The following is a 17103-nucleotide window of genomic DNA, read 5'->3' as shown; positions in this document are numbered from 1 at the left end:
CCCTTATTTGCTTATACTTCCTTCCTTTGGCATCGCCTCTTTAAAAAATAAAGAGAGGACGACTCCGCAATCGGAATAGTCCTCTCTTAACGTGTAACTTCCTGTTCTTCCATGACGATTCGATTTCGACCACCATGCTTCGCATCGTACAATGCCATATCAGCCCGGTAAAATAACGATTCCACACTAACCTTCTCATCCATCCAGTTCCATTCAGCAATACCGCTGGATACGGTTACGGAAGGCCTTGTTTCTTCAGCAACCCTGGTGCGAATGATTTCCGCATATTCCAGTGCCTGACGAGCACCAATCTGAGGCATATAGATGGCCAGCTCTTCCCCGCCCCATCTGGCGCAGATGTCCTCAGGCCGGACGGAACTTGTTACAATGTCGCTTACCTGTTTCAATACCTGATCACCTGTTTGGTGCCCAAACGTGTCATTCACCTGCTTAAACTGGTCAATATCCACGACAATCAGTGAACCACAGAAATCATGAGCCTGACGTTCATGGATCACACTATCCAGGTAATGTCTCACATACAGTCCTGTCAGCATATCCAGGTTAGCCAAACGTCGTACCTCGGCGTGAAGCGTTGCATTGGAGAGAGCAAGTCCAATATGAATGGACAACATCTGCAGCAGGCGGTAATTGTCGTACGAAAAATACTGCTTTTTGGGATGTCCCAGCAAAATGGCACCCTTCACTTCACCATTCACACGAACGGGTGAAGCAATCAATGACATCGAGCCGGTAAGATCCATGAAGACCGATGACACTCTATCATATTTCGCATAATTGGATAGGATGAGCGGTTCTTCGGTTTGATACAGCAAACCAGCGATTCCGTAATCCAATGGAAACGATTTGCGACCTAACTCATTCACATTGGATGACATCACTTCAAAATGATCCGTGCTGTCATTCAGTTGAAGAATACAACATGATTCGGCCTGAAAGATGTCCTTTAACTCCTGCTCGGAGAATTGATAGATCTCCATTAGCTGCAGGCTTTTGTTCAAACGTTGTGTCAGATCGTTGATTAGACGAAGTTCCTGGATCAACATATTCGATTGCTCGTGCAGTTTGGCATTTTCAAAGGCAGTTCCTGCTGTATCCGCCATCATCGTAATGAGTTGGAGATCGGAATCTTCCATTAACTCCTCATTCATCTCAATATGAAATACACCATAGATCCCTTGTTTGCCTTTTAGAGGAAGACCAACCTCCAGTATGCGATGTTCACCTTCATCCGATCGAACAACAATGAGCTTGCCTTCCATAAACGATTGTACACAGATGTCTTCTCCACGTTCATGAACAAGCAGCGGTTTAATGCGGGGGTTGAGGCTGCTCTGATCCTGAGACATATACAATGTCATGCGGGTCGTTGGATATAAGTAGTCAATGCTGTCAAAGACTTCATCCAATATGGCATCCACATCCATTTTGTCATGCATCCGTTGAACGATTTGGAACAGAATTGACCTTCGGTGCTCTTCACGAGCCGTTTGTTCATGAGCATGAAGTAGATCCGTCATAAATATGTATTCAAATCTTCGGTAAAAGCAGGTACGATAATGCAATGCCTCCGATCGAACAACGGCTTCAGACGTGTCATCTCGATTTTGCTCGTAGGTTACAGCAGTGAAGACAGCAAACATATCCTTATTTGTTCTGGATAAAAGAGGTTCAGCCATTAGATGGTACTCTCCATTTTCAGTGGTTCCACGTAACGACTGGGCCTGTCCCGTTTCAAGGCATTGCATCACAGTCGAATGTACATCGAGCAATGGAGCCCCTTCATTTCCTTGCCCCATACAGATCCCTTCTGTATTCCATACGTTGTATATTATCGATGATCTGTCGGAGTGTGGCCGCCTTTGGTTATGCCAGTCGGTGTATGCTTGTTGCAGCAGGCTTCCCAAATATGAAAAATCAAAAGGTGTGATGTCCATTTTTTGCATCCAGAATACATGCGCTTCGTGAGGAGCGGCAGAAGATGCGGAATCGCCCGAACTTCGCGAATTCAAGCTGGCTGGTTTACTTCTTAGATGTTCTAACATGTCAGGCGCTCCTTTGCACCGTTTTTGCATCCACTCGGATGCATTAATCTGCAGACGTTATCGCAAACCTGCAAATTCTATGCGATAACCTTAATGTACAAGATCATTTAAAGTTAAGATACAATCTATTTTACTCTCTTTAAAGCATTTTTGCATCCATATTTCAGAAAATTGTCCCATTATTTTGGGCCTAATGACCTATCGACAAATTTAGACGTTTTTTTGCTTTTATCACAGGCTTGACTTTGGTTCTAGTAAACTGTAAAATAAATTGTTGATGAAGACTACTAATGGGTCTTTAAATTTGGGCATTACCGGTTGTGTCACCCTCATTCTTTTTGTTGCTTTCAGGACAGCGGCTGAACTTTCCTGATCGTTCTATGCGTGGCTTAGCCCGCATCAACAAATTGGAGCGCAAACAGAGCCCTATATGAACTTTAACTAAAAAGGAGCTACTTTAAACATGGCACGTTACACTGGTCCTAAATTTAAATTGAGCCGTCGCCTCGGCATTTCCCTGAGCGGAACAGGCAAAGAATTGAAACGTCCTTTCCCTCCAGGTCAGCACGGAGCTAACCAACGGAGAAAAATCAGCAACTACGGTATGCAATTGCAAGAAAAACAAAAACTGCGTCACATGTACGGTTTGGGCGAGAAGCAATTCCGCACTCTCTTTGCTAAAGCGCAAAAAATGCAAGGTATCGCGGGTGAAAACTTCATGTTCTTGCTTGAGAGCCGCCTTGATAACCTCGTATACCGCCTTGGATTCGCTAACTCCCGCGCTGGTTCGCGTCAGTTGGTATCCCACGGTCACGTAACTGTAAACGGCAAAAAAGTCGACATCGCTTCTTACCAAGTAAGCACTGGCGACGTTATCAGCCTGCGTGAAAGAAGCCGCGGTCTTTCTTCCGTTAAGGAAGCTTTGGAAAACCGTTCGCATCTTCCGGCATACGTAGAATTCAACGATACTGCTCTGGAAGGTAAATTTATCCGTTTGCCTGAGCGTTCGGAATTGTCCCAAGACATCGACGAAAAACAAATCGTCGAGTTCTACAACCGTTAATCGTTGGAATTTCATTAAGCTTCAGACCAAACAGCTGTCCGAGATTTTCTCGGCAGCTGTTTTTTTTATTTCGAGAGAAAAAAAGAGCAAAAAAAGTGGTCTTACCTGCACCTATTACATGGATATGGCCTCCTTCCTATACATAGTCATCTATTTTCATCCACACTCGGACGCTCAATACTTCCACGTTTTATTGAAATTCTCCATGACTTCTCATGATATGTAATTCAATTCCGCATGATATATATCATAATCCAAGAAAGAATGGCAATTTTCGACCATTGCTTGTATTTCTCAGGCATGCAAACCAGCCTTTTTATGCTATAATAAGTGCTGTTAAAAGGAGGAAGACACTGAATGGTTGATGTTAATAAGAAAAAGCCCGATGAACAGCCTGCCCGCAAGCGCAGTTTTGCCCGCAGACTGGGTAGTTTCGTCAAATGGATGGTTGTCCTTGGATTCATGGGGGTACTATTTGTAGGCGGTGCTCTAATGGGATACGTCAGTTCCATTGTGAAAGACGAACCCGTCCGTTCAAGGGCGCTGATTGAACAAAAAGTCAGCGAAAACTCCATCACAGGCTTTGCTTACTTTGCCGACGGCAGCCCGATCGGTCAATTACGAACAGAAGAAGACAGGCGTCCGGTCACCTTTGACCAGATCCCACAGAACGTTATTGATGCAGTCATTTCGATTGAAGACAATCATTTTTACGAACATAAAGGTGTAGACATGAGCGGAACGCTCCGTGCCGTGAAACAGAAAGTGCTGAAAGAATCTGTTCAAACAGGCGGTAGCACACTGACTCAACAATTGGCCCGGCGTGTATTCCTCAATCTGGATCGTACCGAAGACCGGAAAGTGAAAGAAATATTACTTTCGCTCCGACTCGAACGTTTCCTGACCAAAGACGAAATTATGACAGCGTATCTGAACAAGGTTCCTTTTGGTAACGGCTCCAGTGGATATAATGTATATGGAGTCAAGGCAGCTGCCAAAGGACTGTTCAATATTAATGATTTGAGCAAAATAAACACAGCTCAGGCTGCTTATCTTGCCGGATTGCCTCAGCTCCCCTCCTCTTACTCTGCCTTTAATGGAAAAGGCGACTTTGTTGAGGACAATTTTGAGCGTGCAATCAATCGTCAGCATCTGGTGTTGCGCCGTATGCTGGAACTGGGCAAAATCAATCAGTCCGAGTATGACGAAGCTCTTGCTTTTGACATCAAGAGTTCACTCGCACCCAAAACCATCAAAGCTTACAATACTTATCCATACCTTATGATGGAAACAGAGCGACAAGCTGCACAGATTTTAATGAAGCAACTGAATTCGGCTAAGGCTGAAGGCACGGATGCCAATGCGGATACAGCCAAGGATACGGATACCGATACACCGCAAAAAGAAAGCAGTGCTCTGCTGGAAGAAGCTCAGCAGCAATTGCGTACAGGCGGATATCGTATCTACACGACTATCAACAAAAGTATCTACAAAACAATGCGTACCATTGCCGAAGATGACAGTAATTTCGCTGCTGACGATCCCGTGAAGGGAAAAGAACAGACTGCTGCCATGTTGATCAATCACAAAACAGGAGCTATTCTCGGCATGATTGAAGGCCGTAATTTCCAGGATGAGCAGATGAACTATGCAACTCAGATGGTGCGTCAGCCAGGTTCAACTATGAAACCTATTGCCGCTTATCTACCTGCACTGGATGAAGGGCTTGTTCAACCGGCTTCCATTATTGACGATTCACCGATAATTCTGAAAGACGGCCAGACCGGATTCCATATTCCGAAAAATGCCAACAATCGCTACCAGGGACTTGTGACTGCCCGTAGAGCACTCAACTACTCGCTGAATGTGCCTGCGCTGAAGCTGTTTAACGAAGAAGTTGGTATCGACAAATCATGGGCTTTTGCCAAGAAGCTGGGGATTACCACCATCCAGCCGGCTGATTACCAAGCTCAGACCGGTGTTCTTGGAGGACTTCAGTACGGTGTTACCGTTGAAGAGCTTACCAATGCCTATGGAGCCATTGCCAACAATGGTGTGTACAATGATTCCTATATGATTAGCAAAATTGTAGATTCAAAAGGGAATATCGTATATAAACACGATGCAGAACCTGTTCAAGCTTTCTCAGAACAGACGGCATACCTGATGACAGATATGCTTCGCACCGTTATTACGGAAGGTACAGCCGATAAAGTTCGTGAAAATTACAAGTACTCCAAGAGTGTGCCTATCGTAGGCAAAACGGGTTCAACCCAAAACTATGCGGATGTCTGGTTTGAAGGCTATACGCCGGATGTCACATTGGGTGTATGGGTTGGATACAAACAGCCTATAAACACGCTGGAGACAAGATCACAGAAGAAACGTGCACAGCAGCTGTGGACGCAAATCATGAATCAAGTCATCGCTACAGACAAAGAGATGTTCGTAACCGATTCGTTCAAGAAACCATCCGGGATCGAGACACGAACTGTATCGGCTTATAGCGGCAAATTGCCAACATCTCTGACTGACCGATTTGTCACTGATATTTTCAATAGCAAATTTGTGCCGAAGGACAGCGATGATGGCGTCGCAAAAGCCAAATATATCACTTACAATGGTGTCAACTACATTCCGCGTGATGAAACACCTGGAGATATGACGAAAGAGAAAACCGTCGTCAAACGCAAGAAACCGATCTCTGATCTCATCAAGGAACTGCAAAGTGCATTCTCACGCATGAGTCGTCACGAATCACTTGCATATTACCTGCCGGAAGATGCCGATGCAGACATGCCGACACAGATCGATCCAAGAACGGATAACGGCAAAGCACCAGATGCACCAGGCAATGTGAGAATTTCCGTTGCCAACGGGAACGCTGTGATTACGTTTAACGCAACACCGGAGAGTGACGTGGTTGGTTATCGCCTGTATCGCTCAGTAAATGGCGCTGGATTCCAAAATCAGGGGCAGGTTGTCCTGACAGGTGAGTCCAGATCATTCACCGCATATGCACAAGGTGGAAACTTTGCGTTCTATGTGACAGCAGTGGATGTAGCTGGTCGTGAGTCTGCTCCTAGCGCAGCAGTTAGCAGTGCGGGAACGGTGGAGCCTCCTGCAGATGAAGAAATAAATGAACCGATTAATGTTCCGGGAACAGTCGTTACACCGGAAGACTCTCAGAATGAGAACGCCGCAACTACGGCTCCGGCTACACCGGGCCAAGTGAGCGTGTCGGCGCTCTCCCAAGGACTGCGCATTCAGTGGGCCTCCAATTCGGAATCAGATGGTGTTCAAAGTTATGCTGTATATTTTAGTGAGACAGGGTCAGCCCCTTACACCAAAATTGGCACAACTTCAGGGACCTCCATGGACTACGGAGTACCTGCATCCACCAGTGGATGGTTCAAGGTATCCGCCAGCAACAGCATAGGCGAATCCGAGCCGTCCGGAGCCGTGCATTTCCAACCGTAATACAGAGTTACCACAACTCCCCTCTCAACCCCATTCTCGCATCATGAGGATGGGGTTTTGTTATTCATTGGTCCCCACAAATAAAAGCCTGATCCGCAATGAGACACGGATCAGGCTTTGTATTGGAATCGTGGGACAGGCAGACACGTTGTATCCGCTGGTTTATGCTTTAGTCTTCAATGGTCGATAGATCGCCTGTGGGCAGATCCAACTCCCAAGCTTTCAACACGCGGCGCATAATCTTGCCGGAGCGGGTCTTGGGCAGTTTATCCTTAAACTCAATCTCACGCGGAGCGGCGTGAGCAGACAAGCCTTCTTTTACAAATCGATAAATCTCTTCTTTCAGCTCCGGTGTCGGCTCATACCCCTCACGAAGTGCCACAAAGGCCTTGATGATCTCTCCGCGAGTTACATCCGGTTTGCCGATAACGCCTGCCTCTGCTACCGCAGGGTGCTCTACGAGCTTGCTCTCCACCTCAAAGGGGCCAATACGTTCTCCTGAAGAGTTAATGACATCATCAATCCGGCCCTGGAACCAAAAGTAGCCATCTTCGTCCATATAAGCGGAATCACCGGATACATACCAGCCAGAAAGTCGGAAGTACTCCTCATATTTGGCCGGGTTATTCCAGATCTTCGCCATCATGGACGGCCATGAAGTACGAATAGCCAGGTTCCCCATACTATATGGCGGCAGTTCCTGTCCTCGATCGTCAATAATGGCTGCTTCAATTCCCGGTAATGGACGACCCATGGAACCTGGTTTGATTGGCATGCCCGGGTAGTTACAGATTAATTGTCCACCCGTCTCCGTCATCCACCAGGTATCATGAATTCGCTGTCCATAGGCTTTCCAGCCCCAACGGACAACTTCGGGATTAAGTGGCTCACCCACAGACATGACGTGACGGAGACTGCTCAGATCATGCTGGGCAATGGTCTCTTCGCCCGCTCCCATCAACATGCGGAAAGCCGTCGGCGCACTGTACCATACGCTGACTTTGTTTTTCTCAATGGTGCTGTACCAGTCTTTCGGACTGAAACGTCCCCCACGAATAACGTTGGTCACACCATTCAACCATGGTGCAAAAATTCCATAGGAGGTACCTGTTACCCAACCCGGATCGGCTGTGCACCAGTATACGTCATCCTCGCGCAAATCGAGTACAACCTTGCCGGTGTAATAATGCTGAATCATCGCATTCTGCACATGATATACACCTTTCGGTTTGCCTGTAGAGCCGGAAGTATAGTGAATCAGCAGACCGTCTTCGCGAGTCAGCCACTCCACTTCCATATCATCCGAAGCTGCGGACATCTCTGCATCAAAGTCGATGAGTCCTTCTTCCGTCTGCGGACCGCCACCCACAACAAAAATATGCTTCAGTTCAGGCAATTCGGAACGTTTGATTCGCCCCAGCAATTGAGGGGTTGTCACCAGGGCTACAGCTCCGCTATCCTCCAGTCGGTCCTTCACCGCAGTTTCCATAAAGGCCTCAAATAGAGGACCTGCAACAGCCCCAACCTTCAATATGCCCAACAGACTAAAGTAGAGTTCAGGACTGCGAGGCATAAAAATAAATACCCGATCACTCTTAGCAATACCATATTTGCGCAGAACGTTACCGAAGCGACTCGATTGCTCACTCAAGTCAGCAAACGTGTATGCCTCTTCACGGGTAGCATCACTGTATAATAGCGCCGTTCTCCCGCCTCTTCCTTCCAGCACATGACGATCAATCGCTTCATGCGCCATGTTGACTTTCCCGCTGGCGTGCCACGTAAAGTGCCTTTCAACCGATTCCCAATCAAACCGGCTTCGGGCCTCCGTGTAATCGCCCAGATTAGATTCAGACACAACCGTTTGCAGCATCTCACCATGTGCTTGACTCATGCTTGCCAGCCTCCTTCAACTCGACATTTCGATTCCCAATATGGGTCACTTCTGATTGCCTTTGTGTTGACTGAACTTCCAGTTAGCGCTTACATTAGTAGAGAGAACTTCTCATCATGTACTTGCCAGGCCAAACCGATGAACCCAAACTGCAGTTGATTTGTGAACATTTTTTGTCTACGCAATTATAGCAAATCTTTTCAATCATCGTCTATGGCTTTTCAAATTTTTGGTTTTTTGCTATAAGTAGGGGGAGAGAGGAGCATGAACTATGGAGCATATTAAGGAGCATCATATGCGTTCCATCTTCAAGTCCGGCCACCGAATCACCATTGAGGGACCAGTTCAGGCCGAGACGATTACGCAGCTTGAATTTCATTCCGATCTGGATGCCTTCCGGCGCCCTTCGGAACAACAGGAGGCATTGGCCGAAATTTCCGCATTGCCCGAAGGTCGAATCATAATAGCGCGGGAAAATGAGACCATTGTCGGTTATGTGACTTTCCATTATGCAGATGATTGCGAGCGTTGGTCGGAGGGCAATATGACCGATCTAATTGAGCTGGGAGCCATTGAGGTTGCGGATTCCTATCGCTCTCTCGGGATTGGGCGCGAAATGCTGCTCACCGCGTTTGAAAATGGACAGATGGAGAAATATATCATATTCACAACGGAATATTACTGGCATTGGGATTTGAAGGGCAGCGCCCTTTCCGTATGGGATTACCGCAAGATGATGGAAAAATTGATGCAAACCGTAGACATGACCTGGTACGCCACCGATGATCCCGAGATTTGTTCACATCCGGCAAACTGCCTCATGGTCCGCATTGGCAGCCAAGTGCCCCTGGAATCGGAAGAACAGTTCGACCGGGTGCGATTCCGCCATCGTTTTATGTACTAATCACGAATGCACATGGATAATACGTATACATAGAAAAACCGCCTCTTCGCGAACAGGTTCATCATGGATGATCTGCTACGAATAAGCGGTTTTTTGTTGCTTTTTAAGCCCTTATCATGCTCAACATGCGTATAGCTTATGGGGTTACATATGTTCCAGCATATGTTCAACAATACGGTGAGAGCGCTGGGAAGACTCCACAGTAAACTCGGCAAAGTTCACATGTGCTGATCCATCTGCTTTGTCAGACATTGCGCGAAGTATAACGAACGGAACACGGTTCATGAAGCTCACTTGCGCTACGGCAGCTCCCTCCATCTCCGCACATGCCCCATTCATTTCGGTATACAGCATTTTCACCGTATCCTTGCTTGCAATGAATTGATCTCCTGACAGCACTTTGCCGATCAGATAGTTCGCTCCCTGCGCTTTGCAGGCTTCTTCAGCTAATGCGATAAGTGATGCTTCCGCTGGGAAGGCGGACGTCTCCTGGTAAGGAATAACCCCGCGCTCAAATCCAAGTGGGGTCACATCCATATCATGCTGTACACATTCGGAAGAGATGACCATATCTCCAATATTCAACTCTGGATTAACTGCACCCGCAACACCTGTGAAAATAATACGATTAACCTGAAAACGATCAATCAAAATCTGTGTCGTCACAGCCGCATTCACTTTACCCACGCCTGATTTGCAGACCACAATCTGTTTACCCAGCCATTCGCCTGCAACATAGGTAATACCGGTTTGTTTTACAGTCTCTAGTTGCTTCATACCAGCCAAGAGAAGTTCTACTTCCTCATCCATTGCACCAATGATACCGATCGTTTCACGCATGTTATGACCTCCTATATAGCATTCTGCATGTAAACCTGGACTCGTTTCCCTCCAAGTGTTTTTTCGTTACGTTCAGAGCTCCATTCAGCACAAAAGCTCCGTTTCCGGAGCTTCCGTCATTCCACTATGTAGAGAGAATGCCTTCTCCCTTTCTTAAATCATTTCCTTTTCAATCAGAAATGACGATGAACCATCAAAGCCTGTATTTAAACTACGTCTGCATGGCTTACAGACAGACGAAGAATCGTTTCATGCGGCAAAATAACCCGTGGGTTCTCCACATTTTCTTTCTTCATCAGCTTGGTCAGTAAACGCATCGCTACAGCGCCCAGGTCATACATCGGTTGAGCTACAGTAGTCAACTGAGGACGGACCATGGAAGCCATACGAATGTTATCCACACTGATGATGGAGAAGTCATCCGGTACTTTCAGACCTTCATCCTGAATGCTGTGAATAGCACCAATTGCCATCTCATCTGTTGCAGCGAAGATTGCCGATGGTTTTTTCTTCAATCCGAGGAAATACTTCATCGCTTCTACACCGGACTCATAACGATAGTTACCAATACGTACGAGATCCTCCTGATATTCCATACCTGCTGCTTCAAGCGCTTTCTTGTACCCTTGGAAACGAGCATAACCGTTGGCAGGATCTTGCAGTGTACCACTGATCATTGCAATTTCCTTGTGTCCATGACGGATCAATGTATTTACAGCGTCAAATGCCGCCGCTTCATGATCGATATCTACAGAAGGGTACGTGCCCTTCTCGTCACTTGTTGCACAGAGAACAATCGGCACAGCCGCTGATTGGAATGCCTGAATATGCTCGTCCGTCACAGTTCCACCCATGAAGAGCAGACCGTCCACTTGTTTCTCGAGCAACGTGTTAATTACACGAATTTCTTTTTCTTTCTTCTTATCCGCGTTACACAAAATAATGTTGTAGTGATACATATTGGCAATATCTTCAATTCCGCGGGCAATCTCTGCAAAGGTTGAGTTCGAAATGTCCGGAATAACGACCCCGACCGTGGTTGTCTTCTTGCTCGCCAAGCCTCTGGCTACCGCATTCGGACGATATCCCAACCGATCGATGGCTTCATATACTTTTTTGCGTGTCTGTGGCTTAACATTAGGGTTATTATTAACAACCCGTGATACCGTTGCCATAGAGACACCGGCCTCACGTGCCACATCATAAATGGTTACCGTCACAGTACTTCTCTCCATTACCAGTAAATTTTCATACCATTTTCATTAAGATTTATATTACGACAAATTTATGCATTAATCAATTAAAATAGGCTTTAGGACTCACGCAGTGCTTTCGTGATTGTGGTTGAAGTAATATTCGAGTGGGAAGTATGCCATACAGGAATTCCCTTTTTGACTAGAATCGCCTGCGGAGATTCGTGCTTAACACCCAGCTTGTCCGCTGCTTCATTGGACACAGGGCGATCTTCCACTACATAAATGATACCGTATTTCACTTGTTCACTTGGACTATTTTGCAAATAATCGTTCATCTCCTGATAGGCGTTCGCGCTGATCGGGCAGCGTGTACTATGCTTAAACAGAAGTAAGGGTTGATCCTCGGTAGCCTCCACTGCGGAGTTTAGCTGTTCAATACTTGTCATTTTAGTCATGTCAGCCATTTGATATACATCCCCCTTTACCAGGATTACCGCTATGTTGAGCGTTTTCACTCTACGATATCTTAACAAAAAGCGGGCGAAAAAGCCAATTTTCATGAAAACAAGCATTTCGCACGTCAAAATTAGACAGCATTCGAGAAGTGCGCCTGCCATACAAAACCGGATAATTGACCTAATCTGCGCTGTGTTGTCTCGATCCATTCTTCATCATTAGACTTTTGGGCGTAACCCATAATATCCAGCAGCAGGTTAATTCTCTCCTCCACAGCACGTTGCATCCGATGCTCCATCTCACGATCCGAAGCGTCCGGCCAAGCCAGCAGTTGTTCATGGAAGAGATCCGCAAGTTCATTTCGCTCTCCAAACGATACATCCTGTTTCGTTGGCTGTTCACCGAGTGTACTGATGCACTCTTTCAAATCCGGCTTGACCGGCTGAAGCACTTCATAGGAAACACAGTCTGTACAAGCAAATACAGGTACGTTACGAATCTCCACCTTTTTGGCATATACCACCGTTCTTAATTCCAGTTCCATTACATGTCCGCATATGCACGTCTTACGCACAGTCATCACCTCATTCGTTCTATACTCTTATACAGATACCATTCGACCTATTTCCGCTCAAATCCTGCTATAAACCAGAGGTTGCACAAATTACCACTGTCTCCAGATGAAGGTTGTCGAATGTAGGCGTTCATTGAGATGTAATCGCTTCCCCAATGGCGAGATTGCATGACGATGAAGTCACCATGAGAATCTGTTACAATAAAGACGCTATGTGCTAATTACCGCAAAAGGAGAGATGATGATGAGATTAACAGGCAAAAAAGTCATCGCCCTGGTCGATGAAGAATTCGAAGATCTGGAACTGTGGTATCCGGTACATCGTGTTCGTGAAGAAGGCGCTGAGGTACATCTCGCCGGAGAGAAAAAAGGCAAAACCTACATTGGTAAATATGGTGTTCCCGCCGAGGCGGAATACAGTTTTGATGAACTGGATAGTTCACAATATGATGGTATTCTTGTACCCGGGGGCTGGGCACCGGACAAGCTTCGTCGCTATCCCAAAGTACTTGAACTCGTCAAGGAAATGCATGCGGATCGTAAGCCGATTGGACAGATCTGTCACGCAGGTTGGGTACTGATATCCGCCAAAATACTGGACGGGGTTACGGTAACTTCTACACCGGGTATCCGGGATGACATGGAAAATGCCGGAGCCATCTGGAAAGATGAAGCCGTTGTTGTGGATGGACACATCATTTCAGCTCGCCGTCCACCTGATCTTCCCCCGTATGGCAAAGCATTTTGCGATGCACTTGCTGAAAAATAAAACAAAGCCCCGCGCCATATGGCGTGGGGCTTTATCGTTAAAATAAGACTATTTTCCAAAATTGTACAAAAGTTAATATTTTCACTTAAAGGTATTTATTTGAAAATCCCCCATTCAGGATGCATTCGATCCACTCTGTTCATCTGGACTGCCCATCGAATCATTGAAGACCTGTAGACGCTCTTCGATGTCTGCACTTGTCCGCAGGCTGAAGCAATCATGGGCTGCCTCTTTGGCAGCAGCAGCCGTCGTATTCAATACTCTGTGCTTCACACGCAGCAAGGATTGTGGAGACATGCTCAGATTGCTGATCCCGAGCTCCAGCCATAGGGGAATCGAACGTTCATCTCCTGCCATCTCTCCGCAAACACTGACATCAATGCCTGCCGTATGAGCCGCATCGACTGTTGCGCGAAGCATGCGCAGTACAGCAGGGTGATACGGATGATACATATGTGCAATCTGCTCATTCATTCGGTCTACAGCCAGTACATATTGCACGAGATCATTCGTACCGATACTGAAGAAATCAGCTTCTTCGGCAAGCAAATCGGCTATCATCACCGCTGCCGGAACCTCAATCATGATGCCCACCTGTATATGTGGATCGTACGGCAATTCGCGCTCGTCCAGATCAGACATCGCTTCACGCAGGATTTCATTGGCCTCCTGAAGTTCTTCTACCGAAGAGATCATCGGGTACATAATTTTGACATTGCCCGCAGCACTGGCCCGCAGAATGGCTGTGAGCTGTGTTTTGAACAGATCTTTACGGTCCAGACTGATCCGAATCGCACGATATCCGAGAAATGGATTATCTTCTTCTGGCAGTTCAAAGTAGTCTAGCTGCTTGTCACCACCAATGTCGAGCGTACGAATAACGACAGACTGTCCTGCAGTTTTCTCAGCGACAAGACGATAGACCTCATACTGTTCCTGCTCACCCGGGAACGTAGCACGGTCCATGTAAAGGAACTCTGTCCGGAACAACCCCACGCCCTTCGCCCCATGTTTCAGTGCCATATCCAGTTCCTTGACGGAACTGATGTTAGAAGCCAGATGCAGAACGGAACCGTCTTTGGTTACGGCATCCACTGTTGCAAGTACTTGCAGCTGCTCTTTTTTCTTCAATTGTTTACTGCGAATCATCGTGTAACGTTCAATCGTCTTGCGATCCGGCTCCGTAAATACGAGGCCATTATCTCCATCGACAACCAACATATCTCCGGTCTCCACCGGCATGCCAAGACTCGCTTCCAGACCGGAAACGAGAGGAATGCCAAGGGCACGAGCCATAATTGCCGAATGTGACGTTTTGCCTCCGATAAGTGTCACAATGCCCAGCACGTGGCTTGGATTCAAATGCGCCAATTGAGAGGGAGACAGCTCTTTGGCCACGAGTATATAAGGCTGGGTATCCGATGGAAGCGTAATTTCCGGTGCGCCCAGCAGATGCTTTAATAAACGATTACCCACGTCCTTGATGTCGATGGCTCGCTCCTTCATATACTCGTCTTCGAGCAGATCAAACATGGTGACAAAATGATCAATGGCCTCTTTGACGGCTACTTCTGCTGCTTTGTACTGCCGTTCAATAATGCCACGAATTTCGTTCATGAACACCGGATCTTCCAGAATGGCCAGATGCGCATCAAAGATGCTGGACTCTTCAGGACCGACGACTTCCTTGAACTCGTTCTTGATATATTCAATCTCATCCTTTGATGTCCGTATGCCCTCGTACAGCCGTTCGAACTCTTGGGCGAGATCCACCGAATCCATCTTCTGATCCGGCAGATCCCATTCCCAACTGGGCAGGACAAATGCTTTGCCGATGGCTATGCCTGCAGCGCCGTTGATGCCTTGTATCTTCATTCTACCCCTCCAACGTTCCTGTCATAGAGCACCACGGACATAACGGATGCCTGACCTTTCTTAACTTGCTTAAATGGAGCAAAGCTCCATGATTTGACACGATCGGGATTCGTGATCACCATCGGTGTCGTCAGCGATGCCGCCTCGGCTCGCAATACAGCCAGGTCAAACTTGATTAACAACTGACCGGGCTCCACCGTATCCCCTTCCTGAACAAAGGCTTCAAAGTGGCCCTTCAGTTGGGATGTGTCAATACCGATATGCAATAGGACCTCAAGTCCTTCCCTGGTTGAGATGCCCAAGGCATGCATCGTTGGATACATGTGCATAATCGTTCCGTATACGGGTGAGACCAGCTCTCCCTTTTCCGGGACAAAGGCTACACCATCGCCCACAAGCTTGGCTGCAAAAATCTGATCCGGTACCTCTTCAATCGGCAGCATTTTGCCTTGCACAGGAGCACAGAACAGAACTTGTTGCAGATCACGTTCGAGCAGCTTCGCAATCTCTTCCCGGATTAATTCCGAATAGGTGCCAAATACCACTTGTACGTTACCACCACCCAGCTTGATAAGCCCTGCGGACCCCATACTCTTCATTGCACCTGTATCGATTAATCGATCATTATGCACGGTGAGACGAAGTCGTGTAATACAAGCCTCTACCTGCACAATGTTCTCTTTCCCGCCCAATGCTTCCAAAATGAGAGGAGCTTGATAAGGAATGTTACCTACCCAATCTTCAAGCATGGACCCCTCTTCGCGTCCTGGAGTTGGAATCTTGAACGTGCGAATCGCCCACCTAAACAGGAAATAATAGACTAACCCGTATAGTATGCCAATCGGAATGAGCTTCCAAGCATTCTCCGATAGATGGAAATTGAGTATGTAATCAATAATGCCAGCCGAATAGGAGAAACCATGGCGTATATCAAGCCAGTAACTGATCCACATCGCAAGTCCTGACATGACTGCATGCACGATGAACAGGTAAGGTGCCGCAAACAAAAAGGCAAACTCAATCTGCTCCGATACCCCTGTCAGAAAACAAACGAGTGCGGAAGTGAGAAATGTTTTTTTGATTTTCGGCTTCAGATCTTCCCTTGCCTCCTGAATAATGGCAAAGGCAATCGCTGGAATCGCAAACATCATGATCGGGAATAAACCGGCCATAAAATACCCTGCTGTTGGATCACCCGCAAAAAATCGCGGCAAATCCCCTTGCACTATATTGCCGTCTGCTGTTTCATACGTCCCCAGTTGGAACCAAAACACATTGTTAAGCAGATGATGCAGTCCGAAGGCCACCAGCACCCTGTACAAGACCCCATATATAAACAGCCCAAAACCGCCGAGACTGTATTCCCAGGTGGCGATGGCGTTCAATGCATGTTGCAAAATGGGTGCTATCCATAACATAAAGAAGGAGAACAGTGCCGAGCAAAGTCCAACTATGAGTAAAACAAACCTGGAACCACCGAAAAACTGTAAGATTTCGGGCAGTTTAATACTTTTGAAGCGATTATGCGTCACCCCGGCAAGTGCGCCGAGAATAATTCCGATTAAGGAAGCAGGTTGAACGGTGCCATCCCCGAAATTGCGAGTCACCTGATCATATATCACAATACCAGCCAGAGCAGCGAGTCCCGCTTGTCCGGCCTGGTTGGAGAGTCCCAGCGCTACACCGACAGCGAACAAATACGGCAAAAAATAAAAAATACCGTGTCCGGCCACGGTAGACACTTCACCAACAACTTTCAATCCCCAGGCGTCCCAGGGCAAACTGCCAACACTCAGCAAAATTGCGGCGGCGGGCAGGACCATTGTAGGCAGCATTACCGCTCGTCCGAGCTGCTGCAAGGATCCGAGCCAATTCATGGCGACCTCTCCTTTCTATCCTAGATGGTAAGCTTTACGCAACGTTTTGTCAAAGCAAAACAGTAACCTGTTGGTAATTTGTATTTCTCTCCCGCCAGGCATGACAAAA

12 protein-coding genes are annotated in these 17103 nt (G+C 47.0%); 4 read left to right on the top strand and 8 right to left on the bottom strand.

The window, feature by feature from the left end; translation table 11 throughout:
• Positions 1 to 86: 86 nt before the first annotated feature.
• Positions 87 to 2066 carry a sensor domain-containing diguanylate cyclase gene (locus gpAD87_RS04820; protein ID WP_064636578.1) on the bottom strand — a complete coding sequence of 660 codons (1980 nt, stop codon included), beginning with the start codon at positions 2064 to 2066 and terminating at the stop codon, positions 87 to 89.
• A 463-nt stretch (positions 2067 to 2529) separates the two neighbouring features.
• On the opposite strand from gpAD87_RS04820, the gene rpsD reads away from it, so the two are divergent.
• Complete coding sequence (gene rpsD, locus gpAD87_RS04815; protein ID WP_063565580.1) at positions 2530 to 3129, top strand: 30S ribosomal protein S4; 600 nt, start codon at positions 2530 to 2532, stop codon at positions 3127 to 3129.
• Between the two features lie 357 nt (positions 3130 to 3486).
• A complete protein-coding gene (locus tag gpAD87_RS04810) occupies positions 3487 to 6609 on the top strand; it encodes a transglycosylase domain-containing protein (RefSeq protein ID WP_064636576.1) in 3123 nt (1040 codons plus the stop codon).
• A gap of 169 nt (positions 6610 to 6778) precedes the next feature.
• On the opposite strand, the gene acsA is transcribed toward gpAD87_RS04810, so the two are convergent.
• Positions 6779 to 8503 carry an acetate--CoA ligase gene (gene acsA, locus gpAD87_RS04805; protein ID WP_063565578.1) on the bottom strand — a complete coding sequence of 575 codons (1725 nt, stop codon included), beginning with the start codon at positions 8501 to 8503 and terminating at the stop codon, positions 6779 to 6781.
• A 271-nt stretch (positions 8504 to 8774) separates the two neighbouring features.
• Between acsA and gpAD87_RS04800 the strand changes: the two genes are divergently transcribed.
• A complete protein-coding gene (locus tag gpAD87_RS04800) occupies positions 8775 to 9407 on the top strand; it encodes a GNAT family N-acetyltransferase (protein ID WP_064636574.1) in 633 nt (210 codons plus the stop codon).
• 144 nt (positions 9408 to 9551) lie between these two features.
• Here the strand turns inward: gpAD87_RS04800 and gpAD87_RS04795 are convergent, their stop codons facing one another.
• The 4 genes from gpAD87_RS04795 to gpAD87_RS04780 form a co-directional block, all read right to left on the bottom strand.
• Positions 9552 to 10247, bottom strand: a complete 696-nt coding sequence (locus gpAD87_RS04795) for a 5'-methylthioadenosine/adenosylhomocysteine nucleosidase (RefSeq protein WP_063565576.1) — start codon at positions 10245 to 10247, stop codon at positions 9552 to 9554.
• 206 nt (positions 10248 to 10453) lie between these two features.
• Complete coding sequence (gene ccpA, locus gpAD87_RS04790; RefSeq protein ID WP_024631149.1) at positions 10454 to 11467, bottom strand: catabolite control protein A; 1014 nt, start codon at positions 11465 to 11467, stop codon at positions 10454 to 10456.
• Between the two features lie 92 nt (positions 11468 to 11559).
• Entirely contained in the window at positions 11560 to 11907 is a 348-nt protein-coding gene (ytxJ, locus tag gpAD87_RS04785; protein ID WP_064636572.1) for a bacillithiol system redox-active protein YtxJ, read from the bottom strand.
• Positions 11908 to 12029: 122 nt separating this feature from the next.
• A complete protein-coding gene (locus tag gpAD87_RS04780) occupies positions 12030 to 12443 on the bottom strand; it encodes a hypothetical protein (RefSeq protein WP_082935004.1) in 414 nt (137 codons plus the stop codon).
• A gap of 271 nt (positions 12444 to 12714) precedes the next feature.
• Here gpAD87_RS04780 and gpAD87_RS04775 point away from each other — a divergent pair, with 271 nt between their 5' ends.
• Positions 12715 to 13242: a type 1 glutamine amidotransferase domain-containing protein gene (locus gpAD87_RS04775; protein WP_064636568.1), complete on the top strand. Its 528-nt coding sequence runs from the start codon at positions 12715 to 12717 to the stop codon at positions 13240 to 13242.
• Between the two features lie 114 nt (positions 13243 to 13356).
• Here gpAD87_RS04775 and ptsP read toward each other — a convergent pair whose 3' ends face one another.
• Positions 13357 to 15117 (bottom strand): phosphoenolpyruvate--protein phosphotransferase, encoded by a 1761-nt coding sequence (ptsP, locus tag gpAD87_RS04770; protein ID WP_063565572.1) that lies wholly within the window; start codon positions 15115 to 15117, stop codon positions 13357 to 13359.
• Entirely contained in the window at positions 15114 to 16994 is a 1881-nt protein-coding gene (locus tag gpAD87_RS04765) for a glucose PTS transporter subunit IIA (protein ID WP_063565571.1), read from the bottom strand. The genes ptsP and gpAD87_RS04765 overlap by 4 nt, the downstream gene beginning before the upstream one ends.
• Positions 16995 to 17103: the final 109 nt, after the last annotated feature.

This window comes from Paenibacillus sp. AD87 (assembly GCF_001659845.1).
Classification (GTDB): Bacteria; Bacillota; Bacilli; order Paenibacillales; family Paenibacillaceae; genus Paenibacillus; species Paenibacillus marchantiae.
This window is presented reverse-complemented; position numbering and strand designations above follow the sequence as displayed.

Bases quoted from the DNA above. Each gene is read 5' to 3' on its own strand.
- gpAD87_RS04820 (WP_064636578.1), bottom strand. From the start codon at position 2,066: ATGTTAGAACATCTAAGAAGTAAACCAGCCAGCTTGAATTCGCGAAGT.
- rpsD (WP_063565580.1), top strand. From the start codon at position 2,530: ATGGCACGTTACACTGGTCCTAAATTTAAATTGAGCCGTCGCCTCGGC.
- gpAD87_RS04810 (WP_064636576.1), top strand. From the start codon at position 3,487: ATGGTTGATGTTAATAAGAAAAAGCCCGATGAACAGCCTGCCCGCAAG.
- acsA (WP_063565578.1), bottom strand. From the start codon at position 8,503: ATGAGTCAAGCACATGGTGAGATGCTGCAAACGGTTGTGTCTGAATCT.
- gpAD87_RS04800 (WP_064636574.1), top strand. From the start codon at position 8,775: ATGGAGCATATTAAGGAGCATCATATGCGTTCCATCTTCAAGTCCGGC.
- gpAD87_RS04795 (WP_063565576.1), bottom strand. From the start codon at position 10,247: ATGCGTGAAACGATCGGTATCATTGGTGCAATGGATGAGGAAGTAGAA.
- ytxJ (WP_064636572.1), bottom strand. From the start codon at position 11,907: ATGGCTGACATGACTAAAATGACAAGTATTGAACAGCTAAACTCCGCA.
- gpAD87_RS04780 (WP_082935004.1), bottom strand. From the start codon at position 12,443: ATGGAACTGGAATTAAGAACGGTGGTATATGCCAAAAAGGTGGAGATT.
- gpAD87_RS04775 (WP_064636568.1), top strand. From the start codon at position 12,715: ATGATGAGATTAACAGGCAAAAAAGTCATCGCCCTGGTCGATGAAGAA.
- ptsP (WP_063565572.1), bottom strand. From the start codon at position 15,117: ATGAAGATACAAGGCATCAACGGCGCTGCAGGCATAGCCATCGGCAAA.
- gpAD87_RS04765 (WP_063565571.1), bottom strand. From the start codon at position 16,994: ATGAATTGGCTCGGATCCTTGCAGCAGCTCGGACGAGCGGTAATGCTG.